Origin of the sequence: Streptomyces sp. NPDC047061 (genome assembly GCF_040643955.1) — a bacterium.
Taxonomy (GTDB): domain Bacteria; phylum Actinomycetota; class Actinomycetes; order Streptomycetales; family Streptomycetaceae; genus Streptomyces.
This window is the reverse complement of record NZ_JBEYVI010000001.1, coordinates 315,722-330,351: the sequence shown is the minus strand read 5'-3', so window position 1 is coordinate 330,351 and position 14,630 is coordinate 315,722. Positions and strand designations below refer to the sequence as shown.

The 14,630-nt window shown below is 71.6% G+C and carries 18 protein-coding genes and 1 pseudogene; 1 reads left to right on the top strand and 18 read right to left on the bottom strand.

What is annotated here, in order from left to right; genetic code table 11:
- Window positions 1-32 precede the first annotated feature (32 nt).
- The 18 genes and pseudogenes from ABZ887_RS01535 to ABZ887_RS01450 form a co-directional block, all read right to left on the bottom strand.
- A complete protein-coding gene (locus ABZ887_RS01535) occupies window positions 33-668 on the bottom strand; it encodes an HAD family phosphatase (protein ID WP_361281669.1) in 636 nt (211 codons plus the stop codon).
- Window positions 665-1,828, bottom strand: coding sequence for an MFS transporter (locus ABZ887_RS01530; protein ID WP_361281667.1), 1,164 nt, complete (start codon window positions 1,826-1,828; stop codon window positions 665-667). The genes ABZ887_RS01535 and ABZ887_RS01530 overlap by 4 nt, the downstream gene beginning before the upstream one ends.
- Window positions 1,825-3,045 (bottom strand): ATP-grasp domain-containing protein, encoded by a 1,221-nt coding sequence (locus tag ABZ887_RS01525; protein ID WP_361282416.1) that lies wholly within the window; start codon window positions 3,043-3,045, stop codon window positions 1,825-1,827. The genes ABZ887_RS01530 and ABZ887_RS01525 overlap by 4 nt, the downstream gene beginning before the upstream one ends.
- Window positions 3,046-3,140: 95 nt before the next feature.
- Window positions 3,141-3,409 (bottom strand): annotated as a pseudogene (locus ABZ887_RS01520) (hypothetical protein).
- A 42-nt stretch (window positions 3,410-3,451) separates the two neighbouring features.
- Entirely contained in the window at window positions 3,452-4,693 is a 1,242-nt protein-coding gene (locus tag ABZ887_RS01515; protein ID WP_361281664.1) for an MFS transporter, read from the bottom strand.
- On the bottom strand, window positions 4,690-5,205 hold the full coding sequence (locus ABZ887_RS01510; RefSeq protein ID WP_361281662.1) for a hypothetical protein: 516 nt from the start codon (window positions 5,203-5,205) through the stop codon (window positions 4,690-4,692). Before ABZ887_RS01510 ends, ABZ887_RS01515 begins: the two co-directional genes overlap by 4 nt.
- Window positions 5,202-6,092, bottom strand: a complete 891-nt coding sequence (locus ABZ887_RS01505; RefSeq protein ID WP_361281660.1) for a helix-turn-helix domain-containing protein — start codon at window positions 6,090-6,092, stop codon at window positions 5,202-5,204. Before ABZ887_RS01505 ends, ABZ887_RS01510 begins: the two co-directional genes overlap by 4 nt.
- A 31-nt stretch (window positions 6,093-6,123) precedes the next feature.
- Complete coding sequence (locus ABZ887_RS01500) at window positions 6,124-6,543, bottom strand: hypothetical protein (protein WP_361281658.1); 420 nt, start codon at window positions 6,541-6,543, stop codon at window positions 6,124-6,126.
- 11 nt (window positions 6,544-6,554) lie between these two features.
- The gene (locus ABZ887_RS01495; RefSeq protein ID WP_361281656.1) at window positions 6,555-6,989 is read right to left on the bottom strand and encodes a hypothetical protein; all 435 of its coding nucleotides are present in this window, start codon (window positions 6,987-6,989) and stop codon (window positions 6,555-6,557) included.
- Entirely contained in the window at window positions 6,986-7,441 is a 456-nt protein-coding gene (locus ABZ887_RS01490) for a hypothetical protein (protein WP_361281654.1), read from the bottom strand. Before ABZ887_RS01490 ends, ABZ887_RS01495 begins: the two co-directional genes overlap by 4 nt.
- Window positions 7,442-7,560: 119 nt before the next feature.
- Window positions 7,561-7,905 (bottom strand): SH3 domain-containing protein, encoded by a 345-nt coding sequence (locus ABZ887_RS01485; protein WP_361281651.1) that lies wholly within the window; start codon window positions 7,903-7,905, stop codon window positions 7,561-7,563.
- Between the two features lie 200 nt (window positions 7,906-8,105).
- Window positions 8,106-8,825, bottom strand: a complete 720-nt coding sequence (locus tag ABZ887_RS01480; protein ID WP_361281648.1) for a hypothetical protein — start codon at window positions 8,823-8,825, stop codon at window positions 8,106-8,108.
- A gap of 51 nt (window positions 8,826-8,876) precedes the next feature.
- Complete coding sequence (locus tag ABZ887_RS01475; RefSeq protein WP_361281646.1) at window positions 8,877-9,188, bottom strand: hypothetical protein; 312 nt, start codon at window positions 9,186-9,188, stop codon at window positions 8,877-8,879.
- Window positions 9,189-9,549: 361 nt separating this feature from the next.
- Window positions 9,550-10,023 carry a GNAT family N-acetyltransferase gene (locus ABZ887_RS01470; protein ID WP_361281644.1) on the bottom strand — a complete coding sequence of 158 codons (474 nt, stop codon included), beginning with the start codon at window positions 10,021-10,023 and terminating at the stop codon, window positions 9,550-9,552.
- Between the two features lie 29 nt (window positions 10,024-10,052).
- A complete protein-coding gene (locus tag ABZ887_RS01465) occupies window positions 10,053-10,799 on the bottom strand; it encodes a DUF3631 domain-containing protein (RefSeq protein WP_361281641.1) in 747 nt (248 codons plus the stop codon).
- On the bottom strand, window positions 10,796-11,281 hold the full coding sequence (locus ABZ887_RS01460) for a hypothetical protein (protein WP_361281639.1): 486 nt from the start codon (window positions 11,279-11,281) through the stop codon (window positions 10,796-10,798). The genes ABZ887_RS01465 and ABZ887_RS01460 overlap by 4 nt, the downstream gene beginning before the upstream one ends.
- The gene (locus tag ABZ887_RS01455) at window positions 11,278-11,943 is read right to left on the bottom strand and encodes a DUF4913 domain-containing protein (RefSeq protein WP_361281638.1); all 666 of its coding nucleotides are present in this window, start codon (window positions 11,941-11,943) and stop codon (window positions 11,278-11,280) included. Before ABZ887_RS01455 ends, ABZ887_RS01460 begins: the two co-directional genes overlap by 4 nt.
- 169 nt (window positions 11,944-12,112) lie before the next feature.
- A complete protein-coding gene (locus tag ABZ887_RS01450; RefSeq protein WP_361281636.1) occupies window positions 12,113-12,868 on the bottom strand; it encodes a site-specific DNA-methyltransferase in 756 nt (251 codons plus the stop codon).
- A gap of 525 nt (window positions 12,869-13,393) precedes the next feature.
- On the opposite strand from ABZ887_RS01450, the gene ABZ887_RS01445 reads away from it, so the two are divergent.
- Window positions 13,394-14,503: a C40 family peptidase gene (locus ABZ887_RS01445; RefSeq protein WP_361281634.1), complete on the top strand. Its 1,110-nt coding sequence runs from the start codon at window positions 13,394-13,396 to the stop codon at window positions 14,501-14,503.
- The last annotated feature ends 127 nt before the right edge of the window (window positions 14,504-14,630 follow it).

Below are 14,630 nucleotides of genomic sequence, written 5' to 3'. Positions count from 1 at the left end.
TCCTGGGAAAGGGGGAGGTCAGGGGCAGGGGATCAGGCGGTGAAGGCGAAGGCCGTTCGCAGGTCGGAGGGGCTGCCGGTGTAGTGCAGCGTGCGCAGTCCCAGGCGGCGGGCGGCGCGGCAGTTGTCGGCCCGGTCGTCCACGAACAGGACGCGTCCCGGGTCCGCGATGCCCGTGGCGGCCAGGGCGTGTTCGTACGCGGCCGGATCGGGCTTGCACACCTCCAAACGGGCCGAGTACAAGGCGTCGTCCATCAGGTGGCGCCGCCAGTCGGTGGCGTCCAGGACGTTGCTGAGATGGGCCGGGGCGTTGGAGAGCAGCACCATGGGCAGCCCCGCGGTCCGGGCGCGGTACAGGATGTCGAGGACGTGGGGGTCGATGTGGGTCCACATGGCGATGTCGGCCGTGCGTAGTTCGCGCAGCAGGCGCGGGCCGGGGTGGTAGCCAAGCACTTTGGCCCAGTACGCGAGGTCGCTGAGCTGTCCGGCGTCGTAGGGTTCGCGGGCCTTCCAGAAGGCGTACTGGAGAGAGGCGAGGTCCGTGTCGGGCCAGCCGGCCAGCCCGGCGAGGTGCTGCCACTGGGCGAGGGTGGGCTGGACGCCCAGGACACCGTTGTAGTCGAGGATCACGGCGTCCACGCTGGTTGGGGAGGAGAAGCTGTAGGTCAAGGGGCGGGGTTCTCCAGGGCTTTGGGGGCGAGGACAGCGACGGCCGCGGCGAGGAGGGCGGGCAGCAGCAGCGCGTGCGGCAGGGCGGTGAGGGTGCCGAGGGCGCCGATGAGGGCAGGGCCGACGAGCAGGCCGACGTAGCCGGTGACCGCAACGGTGGCGACCGCTCGCGGGCCTCCGGTGCCGGCGGCGGTGATCAGGCTGGGAATGGTGACGGACAGGCCCAGGCCGAAGGCCGCCCAGCCGAGCAGGGCGAAGGTGATGGTGGAACCGGCAAGGCCGGTGGCGAGGCCGAGCGATGCCAGGGTGGCGCCGGCGCGCACGAGTGCGGGGGCGCCGAGGCGGGCGGTGAGCCGGTCACCGGCGAGACGGCCTGTGGCCATGGCGCCGCTATAGACGGCGTACGCTGCCGCGCTGGTCGCAGTGGTCGCACCGAGGTCATGGAGGTGGACGGAGGCCCAGTCAGCGGCGGCTCCCTCGCCCAGCAGGGTTGCTGCCGCGAGCGCGCCCAGCAGCCACAACCGGGGCCGCGGCAGGCCATGGTGTCCGTCCTGGCCCAGGGCGACACGGCGGTGGACGGGTTCGAGTGCGGGAGCGGCGACGCAGCGCGTGAGCCTGCTCGCCGCACATGCCGCCGCCGCGACGGCGGTGGCGGCTGCGGTGAACACGACGGTGTGGGAGGCGTGCGCGGTGGTCGCGGCCAGTGCAGCGCCGGCGAGGGCGCCGAGGCTGTACGCCGCGTGCAGCCCGGCCATGACCGGGCGGCCGTAAGCGTCCTGGACCTGGACCGCGGCAGCGTTGGCGGCGACGTCGAGGACACCGTGCGCGGCGCCGAAGACCAACGCCGCTACCAGAAGACTTTCCAGGCTGTGGCAGGCCCCGAGGACGGCGAGACAGGCGGCAAGACCGAGGGCGCCGCCGGTCAGCAGCACGGGGAGGCGGGCCGGGTGGGCGAGGCATCCGCCCATCTTCAGTCCGGCGACCATGCCGAGGGCGGCGGACAGCAGGACCAAGGCGAGGGCGGCGGTGGTCATCTCGGCGGCGTGCTGGACGGCGGGCATGCGTGCGCCCCAGACGGCCATCACCACGCCCAGGCCGGCGAAGTACCCGATCAGTAGTCGGCGGCTCCGCGCCAGTTCGGGCACCACGGTCTGCTTCACGCCGGGTGCTCCCCTGTGCCCGAGGCCCTCTGCGTGGCTGGTGTCACCTGGACGTCGAGGGTGCGGTACGCCTCCTGGGCGCGGGCCTGGGCGAGGGTGGCGGTCGGCCCGGTGGTGATCAGGTAGCCGATGCGGGCGGTGAACAGGTCGCCGCCATCCTGCGGGAGCACGAGCCGGTCGCCGGCCTGTCGTTGGAAGCGCACGCGCTGCACGCCCGCGACGGGTTCCCTCATGCGGCAGGTGGTGAGGGTGCCGGAGTAGGCCGGGTAGAGGAAGCGGATCGCGGCGGCCTGGTGGCGGGTGGGGGTGAGGTCGGGGGTGCGTCCGCAGGCGATGTCGGCGGCGGCGCGGGCGAGGTCGACGCCGGTGGCCAGGTGGACGAGGTGGCTGATCATGTCGCCAGCGATCCTCGCGTTGACCTCGATGAGGCGGGGGCGGCCGTCGACCAGACGGAGTTCGACGTGGCTGACGCCGTCGGTGACGCCGAGGGCGTCGAGCGCGGCGACGGCGGCCGGGGCCACGACGGCACGGAGCGGGTCGCCGGCGTCGACCACGTGCGCCAGTTCCTCGAAGTACGGCGCGCAGCCGACGGTCTTGCGGGTGACGGCGACGACGGTGCTCTGCCCCCGATGGGTGACGCACTCGACGCTCATCTCCGGACCGTCGAGATACTCCTCGACCAGCACCTGGGTGCTCTCCACGCCCTGGTCGGCGGTCCTGGCAGCGACGGCGTACGCGCCTGGCAGCTCGTCGGCGGTGTCCACGCGGACGACGCCCATGCTCGCGGCGTGCGCGGCGGGCTTGAGAACGACCGGGAAGCCGATACGCAGGGCCGCAGCCTGTGCCTCGTGCTCGGTGCGCACGCTCACCGAGGCGGCGGAGGGCACCCCGTGGCGGGCGAACAGGCTGCGGCTGGTGTGCTTGTTGCGGCAGCCTTGAAGTGCCTCGGGGGTCGTGGTGGGCAGGCCCAGCCAGCGGGCGAGCCGGGCGACGGGGACGAGGTGCCACTCGGTCCACGTCATCACCCCGGCCAGCGCGTGCCGCTCGGCGAGCGCGCGCCCGGCCTCATTCAGCGCCGTCTGGTCGGCAAGATCGGCGACCTCGTGGTCAAGGACGAACTCCTTCTCCCAGGTCGGCTCGGCGCCGGAGACGAGGACGACGTCGTAGTGGGCGGCGACGCTCTCAAGGCAGGTGCCGCGATACGCCTGGGCCTCCATGTCGGCGGCGGCCACGACCAGGACGACGGGGCGAGAGGACAACAAGGGCTCCAAACGGTGCGGTGGGGACGGCGAGTTGAGGCACGGTGTGTGGGTCAGGGGGTGCGGCGTCGGCGCAGCTCGAAGGCGGACGCCCACTGGGGGTGGTCCTCGATCAACTTGCGGGCGTACGGGGCGGTGAAGGAGTTGTTGAGTCCGCGCCCGCCGGGAGCTGCCAGCGCAGGTCCTTGAACAGCGCCTTCAGCCCGACCCGGGTGGCGCCGAGGGCGATCCGGTCGGTCAGCGTCGGGCGCGCACCCGCTCGCAACGACGGCCGGTCCACCGGCAAGGCTTGGGGGGTGGCAAGGGTGCGGGCTGTGAGCATGGAGGCGGTCTCCGAGAGGGGATCTGGGCGTGACCGGGCGGATCAGAGGCATCGGGCGCGCAGGGCGGGGGCGGTTCGCAGCCGGGCGAAGGCGGCGGTAAGGCTCAGGGCCTGCAGTGCGGCGCACAGTGTGATCAGGTGGCCGAGCTGGGTGGGCGGCACGGTGGCGACCAGGACGCCGGCGATGGGGAAGGGCAGCAGGAGCAGCAGGATGGTCAGCGACAGGGTGGCGCCGAACACGTCGGCGGGGATGAGACGGGAGCGCACGGTGCGCAGCACGACCGTCATGCCGCCTTCGCCGGCCATGAGGACGGCGATCAGGGCGAGATAGGTGTGGTAGGTGTCGGCGAAGGAGACGGCCAGGCACGCGACGGCGGCGATCGTGGCGGACACGGCGCCGACCAGCCACAGGCCGAAGCGGTCAATGGAGCGGCGGCAGACGGCGACCGCGATGAGGGTGGCGACGGCGGCGGCAGACCAGATCAGCCCGACATCGGCCGTGGAGTGTCCGAGCTGTTGGAGGACGATCACCGGAGTGGCGGCCTGCAACAGCCCGACGGCCAGGTTGGAGACGGTCAGCCCGGCCACCAGCCAGCTAAGAGTCGGCAGCGCCCGCAGGACCGACCATCCGGTGCGCAGCCCCTGGAGGACCGGCAGCGGCGCGGCGGGCTTGGCCCGGTGGCTCTCGCGAGGTGCCAGCATGCTGGTGAGCAGCGAGAAGACGGCGATCACGCCCAGCATCGCGGCGGCGCCCGCCCAGTCCAGCAGCAGCCCGGCCAGTGCCGGGCCCAACAGGGTGGCGACCTGGTCGATGCCCAGCAGCGCCGACTGCACGCGGTGCGCGCGGGCGCCGGCCTGACGGCCGGCTGCCCCGCCCGCGGTCTCGGCCGCGATGTAGGAGCATTCGCTGAGGATTCCGGTCAGCGCGGCGAGCAGCATGACGGTGAGCGTCGCGCCGTGACCCCCGGCTTGCGTTGGCAGGATGACCGAGGCGGCCAGGACGACCAGGGCCCGGCCGGCGGAGGCGGTACGGAGCACAGCGGTCGTGCCGTGGCGGTCGACCAGCATGCCGGCGAAGGCAAACGCGACCAGGCGCGGCACCCATTCCAGCGCGAACGCGAGGCCGGTCAGGGCGGCGGAGTGGGTGGTGGCCAGCACCAGCAGCGGGATGCCGTAGGTGGCCATGGCGAACGCGGCGGCGTCCGTGCTGCGCGGCAGGTAGATGCTGCGCAGGAGCGTGGGAACCGGCCGACGGGCATGACGGGGTCCGGCACAGGATCTCACGCAGCGCGCCCCGATTCCTGCGCCGAGTTCAGGGAGCGGGCGGTGTCCTGGCGCAGGACGCGCGGGTGCGCCGTGAGCCAGGCGGACAGTGCCGCCCAAGGGGCCTCCGCGTCAGATGCTGCGCCGGTGTGCTCCGGGCTGTCGTCCTGCGGTTGGAGGGCGTACTGGACACGTGCGACGAAGTCACTGGCCGGGTCGGGCAGTTGGCGGGCCCGGGCCCAGCGGGCGGCGGTGTCGTACACCTCGGCGAGGTCCTGGCCGCTCGCGGTGAGCTGGTAGCGGGCCGTGGCGCGTCCACGGGCGTGGATGAGGCCGAGGGAGTGTGCGGTGTCGATAGCGTGGCGCAGTTGTCCGGTGGCGAGGTCACCGAGGGCGCCCTGGAGGCTGCCGCGCCGGCGGCTGATGGGGCCGTTGTCGTCGATCTCAGTGACCAGGCGGATCAGCGTCGGCAGGGTCAGGGTCTGGATCGCGCGGCGTTCGCGCAGGATGCGGGCGGGCGGGGAGGCGGTCATCGGCGGGGGCCTCCTGTCGGGGTGATGGGGCGGGCGGGTATCTGGTGGGAGAAGAGGTCGCCGGGTTTCCACGCCGGGCCGTGGGGCGGCGCGGTGGTGGCCAGGGCCGGGGCGGGAGGCGGCGCGGCCGGAACTGCGGGTGCCGGAAGGCGGGCGGGGGTGGTTGCCCACGGGCCGGAGCGGGTCCGGGAGGGGGCGCTCCCCCGTCGGCGAAGCGGGTCGGTCTCGGCGGGTGGGCGGGTTGCCCAGTTGGTGATGGCCTTGAAGACGGGGGCGAGTGCCTGGCCGCTGGCGGACAGCTGGAAGTCGCCCTTGCCGACGGCCGTGACGAGGCCGTCGGCGACCAGGCGGTCCAGCGGTTTGTAGACGGTGTTCAGTCCGTAGCCGGGCATGGCCTCGGCGGCCAGGGTCTTGGCGCTGGCGCGGCCCCGGGACATGAGGGTCATCAGGATCGGGGTGGCGTGCCGCGGAGAGATCAGGACGATGGTGTCGTCGATGTTCTGGGCCGGGGGGATCCGCTCGGGCTCCAGCGCGCCGGTGGCCTTGCTGGTGACGAGCTGCTTCTCCAGGTGGGTGTCGCCCCAGGAGGCGATCTGGGCCAGGACGGGCAGCAATTCCGTGCCGCGGCGGGTCAGGCCGTAGGTGACGTGGCGCGGGGCGTACTCGGTGCGTTCGACGACGCCGGCGCTGGTGAGGTGGCGCAGCCGGGGGTGGAGCTGGCCGTCGGCGAGCCACGGCAGTTTGGGCTTGATCTCGGCGTAGCGCAGCGGCTGGGAGGAGAGGGTCATCAGCACCCACACGCTCCAGCGGGGGGTGAGCAGATCCAACGTCTTGGTGACACTGGCGAGGTCGTTCGGGGGGACGAGGGGCTGAGCAGTGGTGGCCAAGGATGGTGCTCCTCAAGCGGTGCGGGGCAGATCAGCGGGTGCGGGACGGGGCGGGCGCCGGGGCGGCAGGTGGGGGTGGCATCGCAGGTTCGGGGTCCGGGGCCGGTGCGCGGCGCAGTCCTGCCAGGACCGCGCCGGTGTTCTTGGCGCAGGTGTCGCGGGTGGCGACGGCCTCGGCGATGCGGCGGCCGCAGTCGAGGATGTGCCCGGCGGCGAAGCGGCCGATCTCCCGGTCAGGGGCGGTGAGTTCGCGCAGCCTCGCCAGTTGGAAGGCGATGGTGCGTTCGGCGAGGACCAGGTCGCTGTGGCCGCCGGTGAGTGCGGCGAGCAAGGTGGCGTCGGGAGTGCTGTCGGCGAGGGCTTCGAGTTCGGTGATCGGCTGCCCGAACAGCGTTTCGATGCGCTGGGCGATGATCTCGGAGACCGGGTGAGCCGTGTCAGGCTGGGGCAATCGGCGGACCTTCAGAGGCGGCTGGTCCGCACCGCCCCGGCACCGGGGGCGGGCGGGGCAGTGACGGTGATCTTCGGCTGGGCGAACTGCACGGGCCGGCGCGGGCGCTGGCCGGGAGCGGGCATGGTCCGCAGGAGGTCGTCGAGGGCGGCGACGTAGCCGTTGCGGCCGGCCAGCGCCGCGTCCAGCCACTGGGCGTCCCAGCGCAGGTCTTCGGCGGACAGCTCGCCCAGGTCGCGATCGGCGGACATCGCGGCGCGGACGCGGTCCCGTACGCGGACGACCTGTTCCTCGGCGACGGCGAGGAAGCTGCGCAGTTCCAGCGCACGCTGCAGTGCGGCATCCGTCTCGCAGCGGGCCGCCTGCGCATACAGGTCGGCGACGGATGCGCCGAATGCCTTCTCCAGCGCGGTGTCGCGGCTGGTGGCCTTGTCGATGACGCTCATCGCGTCACCCCTCGCGCCGGAACACCCCGCGTGCCGGGCGGTGTGGGCGCCAAGGTGGGCAAAGCGGGAGCGCGGCGCGCGGCAGGGGTGGCGCCCCGCCAGGCGCCGGGTCCGCGCTTGCCGGGGACGAGGGGGTCGAGGAGGTAGTCCACGACCATGGCGCGCCCGTCCCGTGCGGCGACCGCGGTGTTGACCCGGTGGGCCAACTCCATGGCGGCGTCGTCGAGTTCGCCCGGCTCGGATCCGAGCGCCGCGACGAGCGCGTCCTCCGCGGTGTCGAGTGCGTCCTGGGATTCGGCGAGCAGGCCGTACCAGCGCACGACGCTGGTGGCATCCGGGTTGGCCTGGGGTGCCGCCGCGACTGCTCGGCGCAGATCGGCGAGCGGCATCTCAAAGCGGTCTTCGATCCGCTCGGCGACGACGCCCAGCACGTCCTGGCTGATCTCAGGCACGAAAAGGGCTCCTATCATTCGCGTTCTCGGGGGCGGGAAATTCTGGGCCGCGAATCCGGTCAGCACGAAGGCGAATCATCGAACTCACATGCCGCACAGGGGAATTGGATGTCGGCCTGTTAGTCCAGGCACATGCCGGCTGGACGATAGACGTACTTGGCGGAAACCCAGCCCGTGACGCCGGTCGTCTTGTCGGTGATGTAGCGCCACTTGCCGCTGGTCTTGTGCACGGTGAACTTGTGGCCCCGGTACAGAATCCCGAGCGCCTTGGAGTTGACGGATGCCTTGGCGCGGATGGTGACGGCCTTAGCGGTGAGCGTCCACGGCCCCGGCTTGCTGCAGGTCGGGTCGGTCACGGAGGCGGGAGCCAGGGAGGGCGCGGCGCTCGCGGTGGCGGCGGAGGCCAGCGGCAGCGCGAGAGCACCGAGCAGGGCTGCGGAGACAGCTATGTGGGTTGAGCGCATGGGGAATTGAGCTCCATATCAGCAAGAGGACATACGGGCGGAATGGCCGTGGGCGGACTCCGCGCGGCCGAGAACAAGAGTCCGGAGAATCCCCGGTTTCGGTAACCGGGGATTACGTGCTACCTTCCGCGCCACCTCGCCGAAGGCCGCCGGATTTGCGCCGTGCGGGTACGGCGGGAGCTAGGCCGGTGAGCCCTGAATCAGTGGCCCTGACGACGCGGAGCGGGGCGCGCCGACGGAGCGGGGACACCTGGGGCGGTGGTGTGGCGTGCTGCCGGCGAAGTGGGCGGCAGCGGGATCCCCTCGCCGCTCCAGTGCGCCTCCCACCACTGGGCGGCGGCCTCGAAGGTGGCGAAGCCGCCCTCCCGCAGGGTGTGCGTCCGCGACTGGGTGTCGACCTCTTCGAGCAGGATCCGGAACGGAAGCGGCGCCTGCTCCTCGAGGGCGCGCAGGAGCACGGTGATCTCCATCGGCCCGGTGTCGTGCGTGTAGCTGGTCAGCAGGGCGAAATGGTCGCCATCGCGGCGCAGTCGCTGCTCCAGGGCGCGGGTGACCTGGTCGGCAGGCGTGCTGCCCATGCCATCAGCGAGGAGGATCTGCTCCTCGGGGCAGCCGTGGGCGATCAGCCAGGACTGGGCCATCGCGGGCAGGGCGAAGGCGGCGTGGTCGAACTGGAAGATCCGCGCGATGGTGTCGCGCTTCAGGTGGAGAGCGACGAGCTGGGGATCACCCGGGATGCCCCAGGTGACGGCGCCGTTGTGCAGGATGTAGAAGCTGTTCCGGTCATCGCTGGTGTGGTGCTCGGCCAGGACGGTGAGCTGGTCCTCCTCGATGCCGATGTGCTGCCAATACTGGTCGTCGACATCGTCGTTGAGGGCCCTGTAGCCGTCGAGGCGGAAATCCGGTGAGTGGGCGGGCATCGGTGCTTTCGGTTCGGCGGCGCCAACAGAGCTGCGGTCGGGTTGACTGGTTCAGCGGCGCGAGTGCACGGGAGACGGAGGGGCTGTCGGCCGGGGTGGCGGCGTGGTATCGGGCGGGCCCGTGGGACGCGGGACGGTGAGAGCGGCCCTGCCGGCGTCGGTGAGGGTGACGGGCTGGCCGGCGTGCACCGGGTGGGAGGTGTCACGCTCCACGAGGCCGCTCGCCTCCAGGTGCTGCAGCTGGGCGTAGGAGATGCGGGTGCGTGAACCGGTCGCCACGGCGAGCCGGTGCGTGATCAGGTTCTCGTGCAGCGTGGCGCCCTGGGCGATGGCGAGCAGGGCCGCGATTTCCTTTGCCGCCACGTGCTGTGGCGTACGCGGCGGGGCGGCGGTTTCGATCGGCTCAAGCGCGGCGACAGTCTTGGCCTGCCGGGCGTCGCGCACGTCGATGGCGTGCGCGAGCTGGTCGACGGTGCGCTCGATCCGCGTGAGCAGGGCCTGATCAACCGGGAATTCGCCGGAGGCCAGGCGGGCGAGCCGGGCGCGGGCCGCTCGGCCCTGACGAGTTCGCGGTGGGCGTCCGCCAAAGCCGCGTGCGGGGTGTCGAGGAGGCCGGCGGTGCGGTGCCTCCACAGCGCCTCGGCGCTGCCCCCTGCGGCTGTCTCGATCCGGTGGTCGAACACGGGGCGCGGGCGGCGGTCGGGCGAGGACGCGGAAGGCGAGGTCATTTCGGAGCGGTCCGTGTGGGTGGGCCGGGGGCCGGGGCGTAGGCGTCCAGGGCGACGCGGACCTCGAGATGAGGGCCGTCGTGGGTGTGCCGGGTGGGCCCAAGGCGCTCCAGCAGCCGGAGCATCGGCGTGTTGGAGGCGTGCGTGAACGCGGTGAGGGTGTGCGCCCCGCGGATGCGGGCCATCCGGGCCGCGTGGCGGGCCATGGCCGTTCCGATGCCGCGGCGCTGATGGTCGTCGGCGACCTGCAGTCCGAGGTCGAAGACGCCCCGCTGACGGCTGATGGGGCCGACGCAGACGAGGGCCAGGGGCCGCTCGTTCGCGTCGAGTCCGATCCAGCACCGCGCCTGGGCGAGCAGCCGGGCCAGGTCACGGGGCGCAAGGCACATACGGCCCCAGCGGCGCAGCAGATTCTGCTCGGAGCACTGTGCGTGGAAGGCTGCGACCAGGTCCCCGTCCGCCGCCGTCACCTCTCGGGTGTATGCGAGGGCGGGGTGGGTCAGCAGGAGCAGTCCGAGCGGGCGGCCTGCAGGTCGTCGCGCCGGTAGGCCCGGTAGCGGCTGCCTTCGGCGTTGCGCGGTTTGCGGGCCTGGACGCCGTAGGGGCGCAGGAGCAGGGCGAGACGGATCGGGGTGAGGTCGGCGTAGCGCCAGCGTCCCTCGGCCTCGCCGGGCAGGTCGCGCATGCGCGCGAGGAGCTCTGTGGTGCTGATGTACTGGGCCGCGCCCAGGGCGTCGAAGATGTCGAGGCACGCGTGGACGATCGTCCACGGCTGACTCGGGCAGGTCAGGAACTCCTCACACGTGTCTTCGTGGCGGTCATCAACACCGTCGTAGACGTCCAGGCCGTCCAGATCGTCGGGGTCGTCGGGAACCTCCGGCTCCTCGAAGCCCAAGTTGTCGAAGCTCTCGACGTCGGGATCGAGGTCCGGTGCACCGTCGAACTCCTCGTCGTCCACCGGCTCGTCCTCGCCCTGGGGTCCGGGTTCGTACGCCGCCGCGCAGCAGCAGGTGGCGGACAGCAGCGCGCTCAACTCGGCTCCGGCCGCCATGCGTTCGACCAGCCGCTCGGTCGCGGTGACGCCGACGGCAGGTTCGGTGCCGGCCAGGTCGGCGAGCTGCCCATCGAGGTCCTGGATCTCGGCGAACACATCGACGATGGCACGGTGGTGCGGGTTCTCGGTGACCTGGGCCGGCGCCAGTACGGCGGCGGCGACCTGGTCGATCAGGCTGGGGAACTGCGTCAACGAGTGGGGCCCTTCATGGGCGAGGACAGTGCGGGGCGGGGAAGGCCGGGCAGCGCGTAGGGCGGCGGTCCAGGCTTGGGCACGGGCGGGCGGACGCCCAACTGCGGGGAACGGGAGCGGGCGGCGTGGGTGCGCTCGCCCAGGGGCCGCCTCGTGATGCCGAGGCGGGCGCGGGCGGTGTCGTACACGTCGTGCGCCTGGCGCGGACGGACGGCGACGACATGGATCTCGGTGATGTACGTGGAGGTGGCGGGCGCAGGCCGCTGGGCGTAGACGATGCGCCACGCGTTGCGGTGATCGACGTAGACCTTGCGGCATCCGACGAGCTCACGGGTGAGCTTGGCGCCGAACAGGCGGGCGTTGACGATGTCCTGGAGCTGGGCGAGCGCAAGGTCGCGGATGTCGCCGGGGGCCTGGAGAAGGTCGGTCAGAGCACGCGGGTCGAAGGAAAGCCCGAAGGCCGGCCGGTCCTGACCGCTCATCCGGCCACCCGGCCGGACTCGCCATTCCCCACCGATTCCTCCTGCTCCTCGGACTTCTCAGAGGAGGTGGTCCGGCTGGAGGGCCGCGGGCCGGGCAGCAGGCGGTGGGCGGGCCGGTCCGGATCGGTCATGCATGCCGACAGCGGGCCGCCGGCCGCCCGGACGGCGGCCATGGCGTGGGTGAGGAAGTCCCGGTGCCACACGAACAGGCCGCTCAGCCCGGCCTCGGGATCCTTGTGCTGCTGGTAGGCCAGCCACAGGGCGTGCAGCCAGGCGACGACGTCCGGGTGTTCCTGCCACTGCTGGCACCACGGGGCGGCGGTGGTGACCTCCGCCCCGTAGACCCGGACCAGGAAGTCGTCCACCCAGTCGGACAGCGCGTCGAGTTCGTCCTCGTACTCCTCGCCCTCCAGCTCCAGGATCGGGCGGGGCTCCGGCAGCGCAGGCTGGGGCGCCAGGCCCGCGAAACCCGGCATGCCGAAGGCGCCGAACGCCGTTTCCGGGGGCAGCGGCGCGGAGGCGAGGCTGTCGAGCTGTCGGGCCTGTTCCGCGGACTGCTCCAGCAGTTTGCGGACGCTCGCCGAAACACTCTCCAGGTCGGAGTCCGGCAGCCGGACCGGTTCCGTCTCCCCGTCCTGTAGGGAGTTTATGGATTCAGGCACGAAAAGGGGCCTCCTTGAGCCGCAGCCGTCGGGCATCAATTGCGACTCAAACCATCCGGAGAATCCCCGGTTTCGGTAACCGGGACTTGCCTGCTATAACGCCAAGCGCGGCACGGCCAGGGCGTGGCGGGCCACACCCCAGCGGCCGTTCCGCACGGCACAACAGGGATCAGGACGTGAGGGTCAAGTCGTCCTGGGAGAGGGTCTGTTGCATCGTCTGCAAAAGCCGACCTTCTGCGATCTTCGCGTAGTGCTGGGTCTTCTCGACGCCGATGAACGAGCGGCCCTCCAGCAGGGCCGCGACCCCTGTCGAGCCCGATCCGCAGGTGAAGTCGAGCACCGTGCCGCCCGGCGGGGAGATCTGCACCAGCTCTCGCATGACGGGGACGGGCTTCTGCGTGATGTGCTGCCGGTTCTTGCCCGACGGCTGCGAGGCGCTGTACAGGCCGGGCAGGTAGACCGGATTGCGGGCGGCGTCGATCGGCCCGTTGGACGCCCACACGATGAACTCGCAGTTCTGGGTGAAGCGCCCCTTCTGGGGGCGGGCCTGCGGCTTGTGCCAGGCGAGCACGCCCCGCCAGAGCCAGCCGGCGGCCTGGATGGCGTCCGTGGTGATCGGCAGCTGCCGCCAGTCGGTGAACAGGAGCGCGGTGCCGCCGGTCTTGGTGAGCCGGTGCGCCTCGGTCATGAGCTGGGTCAGCCAGAAGCCGTAGCTGCGCTGGTCCATGTTCTCGCCGGTGAAGTCCGGCAGTTCGTGCCCGGCGTCGGCGGAGGTGTACTTCTGCTTCGCGCTGCGGGAGGTGCGCTCCTTGGCCGTGCGCCCGCCCGAGTTGTACGGCGGGTCGGTGATGACGGAGTCGACGCAATCGTCCGGCAGTTCGGCGAGGACGCCGAGCGCGTCGCCCTGATGCAGGGAAAAAGGCAAAGAGATACCCCAATTCGGTTCGGCTGAAGGAGGGAGAGGTACTCCGGCTCGCCCGGACAACCCGCGGGACCGAATACGGGAAGGAAGGCACCACGGGTCCGCGCAGCGGGAGGGGCGAGAGGAGGAGCCAAAACTGTAGGGCACGATCCCCGGTTGAGCGCTATCGCTGCCGAAAACCCCGAAATCAAGCCTCGATCACCAACGATTTCGGCAACCGGGGATCCGCCCTTACTGTTTTGGAACTGCCCGGCCGACACAGCCGATGGCCCATCCCCACCCCTGCCCTCATGGAGGTACCCCCATGTCCTGGCATACCTGACCCGACACCCCCATGCCGGTGCGAGCGGCAACTCGCACCCGTGCACCCGGGCCCTGATTCACCCACCACTCGGCCGTCGCGCCCTTTCCTCAACACCGCACGCGCCGCCGGGACTTCACCAAGGACCTCGTCATGTCACCGCTCCGCTCACACCTGCCCGCGCACCGGCCTGCGGCCCGTGACCGCCTGCCCGGAGGCATCCCCGGTTGAAGGGCGTAGCCGCCGGCATCGGCGTCTTCGTCCTCTCCCCTCTCCTCCTCGCTGGCACGGCCATGCTGATGGCCACCAGCAGCGAGGCCGCCCAGAGCACCTACTCCTCCCTCACGTGCGTGGGCGACGTCGACACCGACACGGTCGTCGAGCAGGTCACCAAGATCCTCAACGGCGCGGACGCCAAGACCGTCCGTGTCGAGGGCCTGTCCCTGCCCGAGGAGCAGATCCCCCACGCCCGCACCATCGTGGCCACCGGGATCAGCCTGCACGTGCCGAAGAAGGGGCAGATCATCGCGCTCGCCACCGCGATGCAGGAATCTCGGCTGCGCAACCTCTCCTCCGGCGACCGCGACAGCCTCGGGCTCTTCCAGCAACGGCCGAGCCAGGGCTGGGGCACCGCCACGGAAATCCGCGACCCCGTCCACGCCTCCACCCAGTTCTACAAGCACCTGCTCGCCGTGGACGGCTGGCAGCAACTGACCGTCACCCAGGCCGCCCAGGCGGTCCAGCGCTCGGCATACCCCGACGCCTACGCGCAGTGGGAAGAGCTGGCGAGCGCCCTCCAGAAGGCCATCGCCGCGACGTTCCCCGACACCGACCAGGACACCAGCACGGCCGACACCACCACCGGGTCCTGCACGGTGACCGAAGACGGTTCCGGGTACGGCACCATCCCCGAGGGCTCGGTACCCAAGGGCTACTCGATCCCCAAGGACACCGACCCGACGGCGCGCAAGGCCATCGCCTGGGCCATGGTGCAGCTCGGCACGATGTACCAGTGGGGCGGCACCTGCACCGCGCCGCACGGCCCCGACCCGATGAGCCGCTGCGACTGCAGCTCACTGACCCAACAGGCCTACAAGCACGTCGGCGTCACGCTCACCCGCACCACGTACACGCAGATCAACGAGGGCAAGGCCGTCTCGCCCAAGCATCTTCAGCCGGGTGACCTGATCTTCTCCCGCGGCAGCGCCGCCCGCCCCGAACACGTCGGCATGTACATCGGCTCGGGACTCGCGATCGAGGCGCCAAGGACTGGAAAACCAGTTCGAATCACACCTCTCGCGGACTGGGACATCCTCGCCGCGCGCCGCGTCACCTGATCCCCGTTCCGGGCCCCGGCAGCCCGGGCTCACCACCCCTGACCAGAGGCCCGTCCGCCTGCGGACGGGGCCCACAGGACACGCCGCCCTGCCGATCCTCCTTCCCCCTGACACCACGGAGCACCTC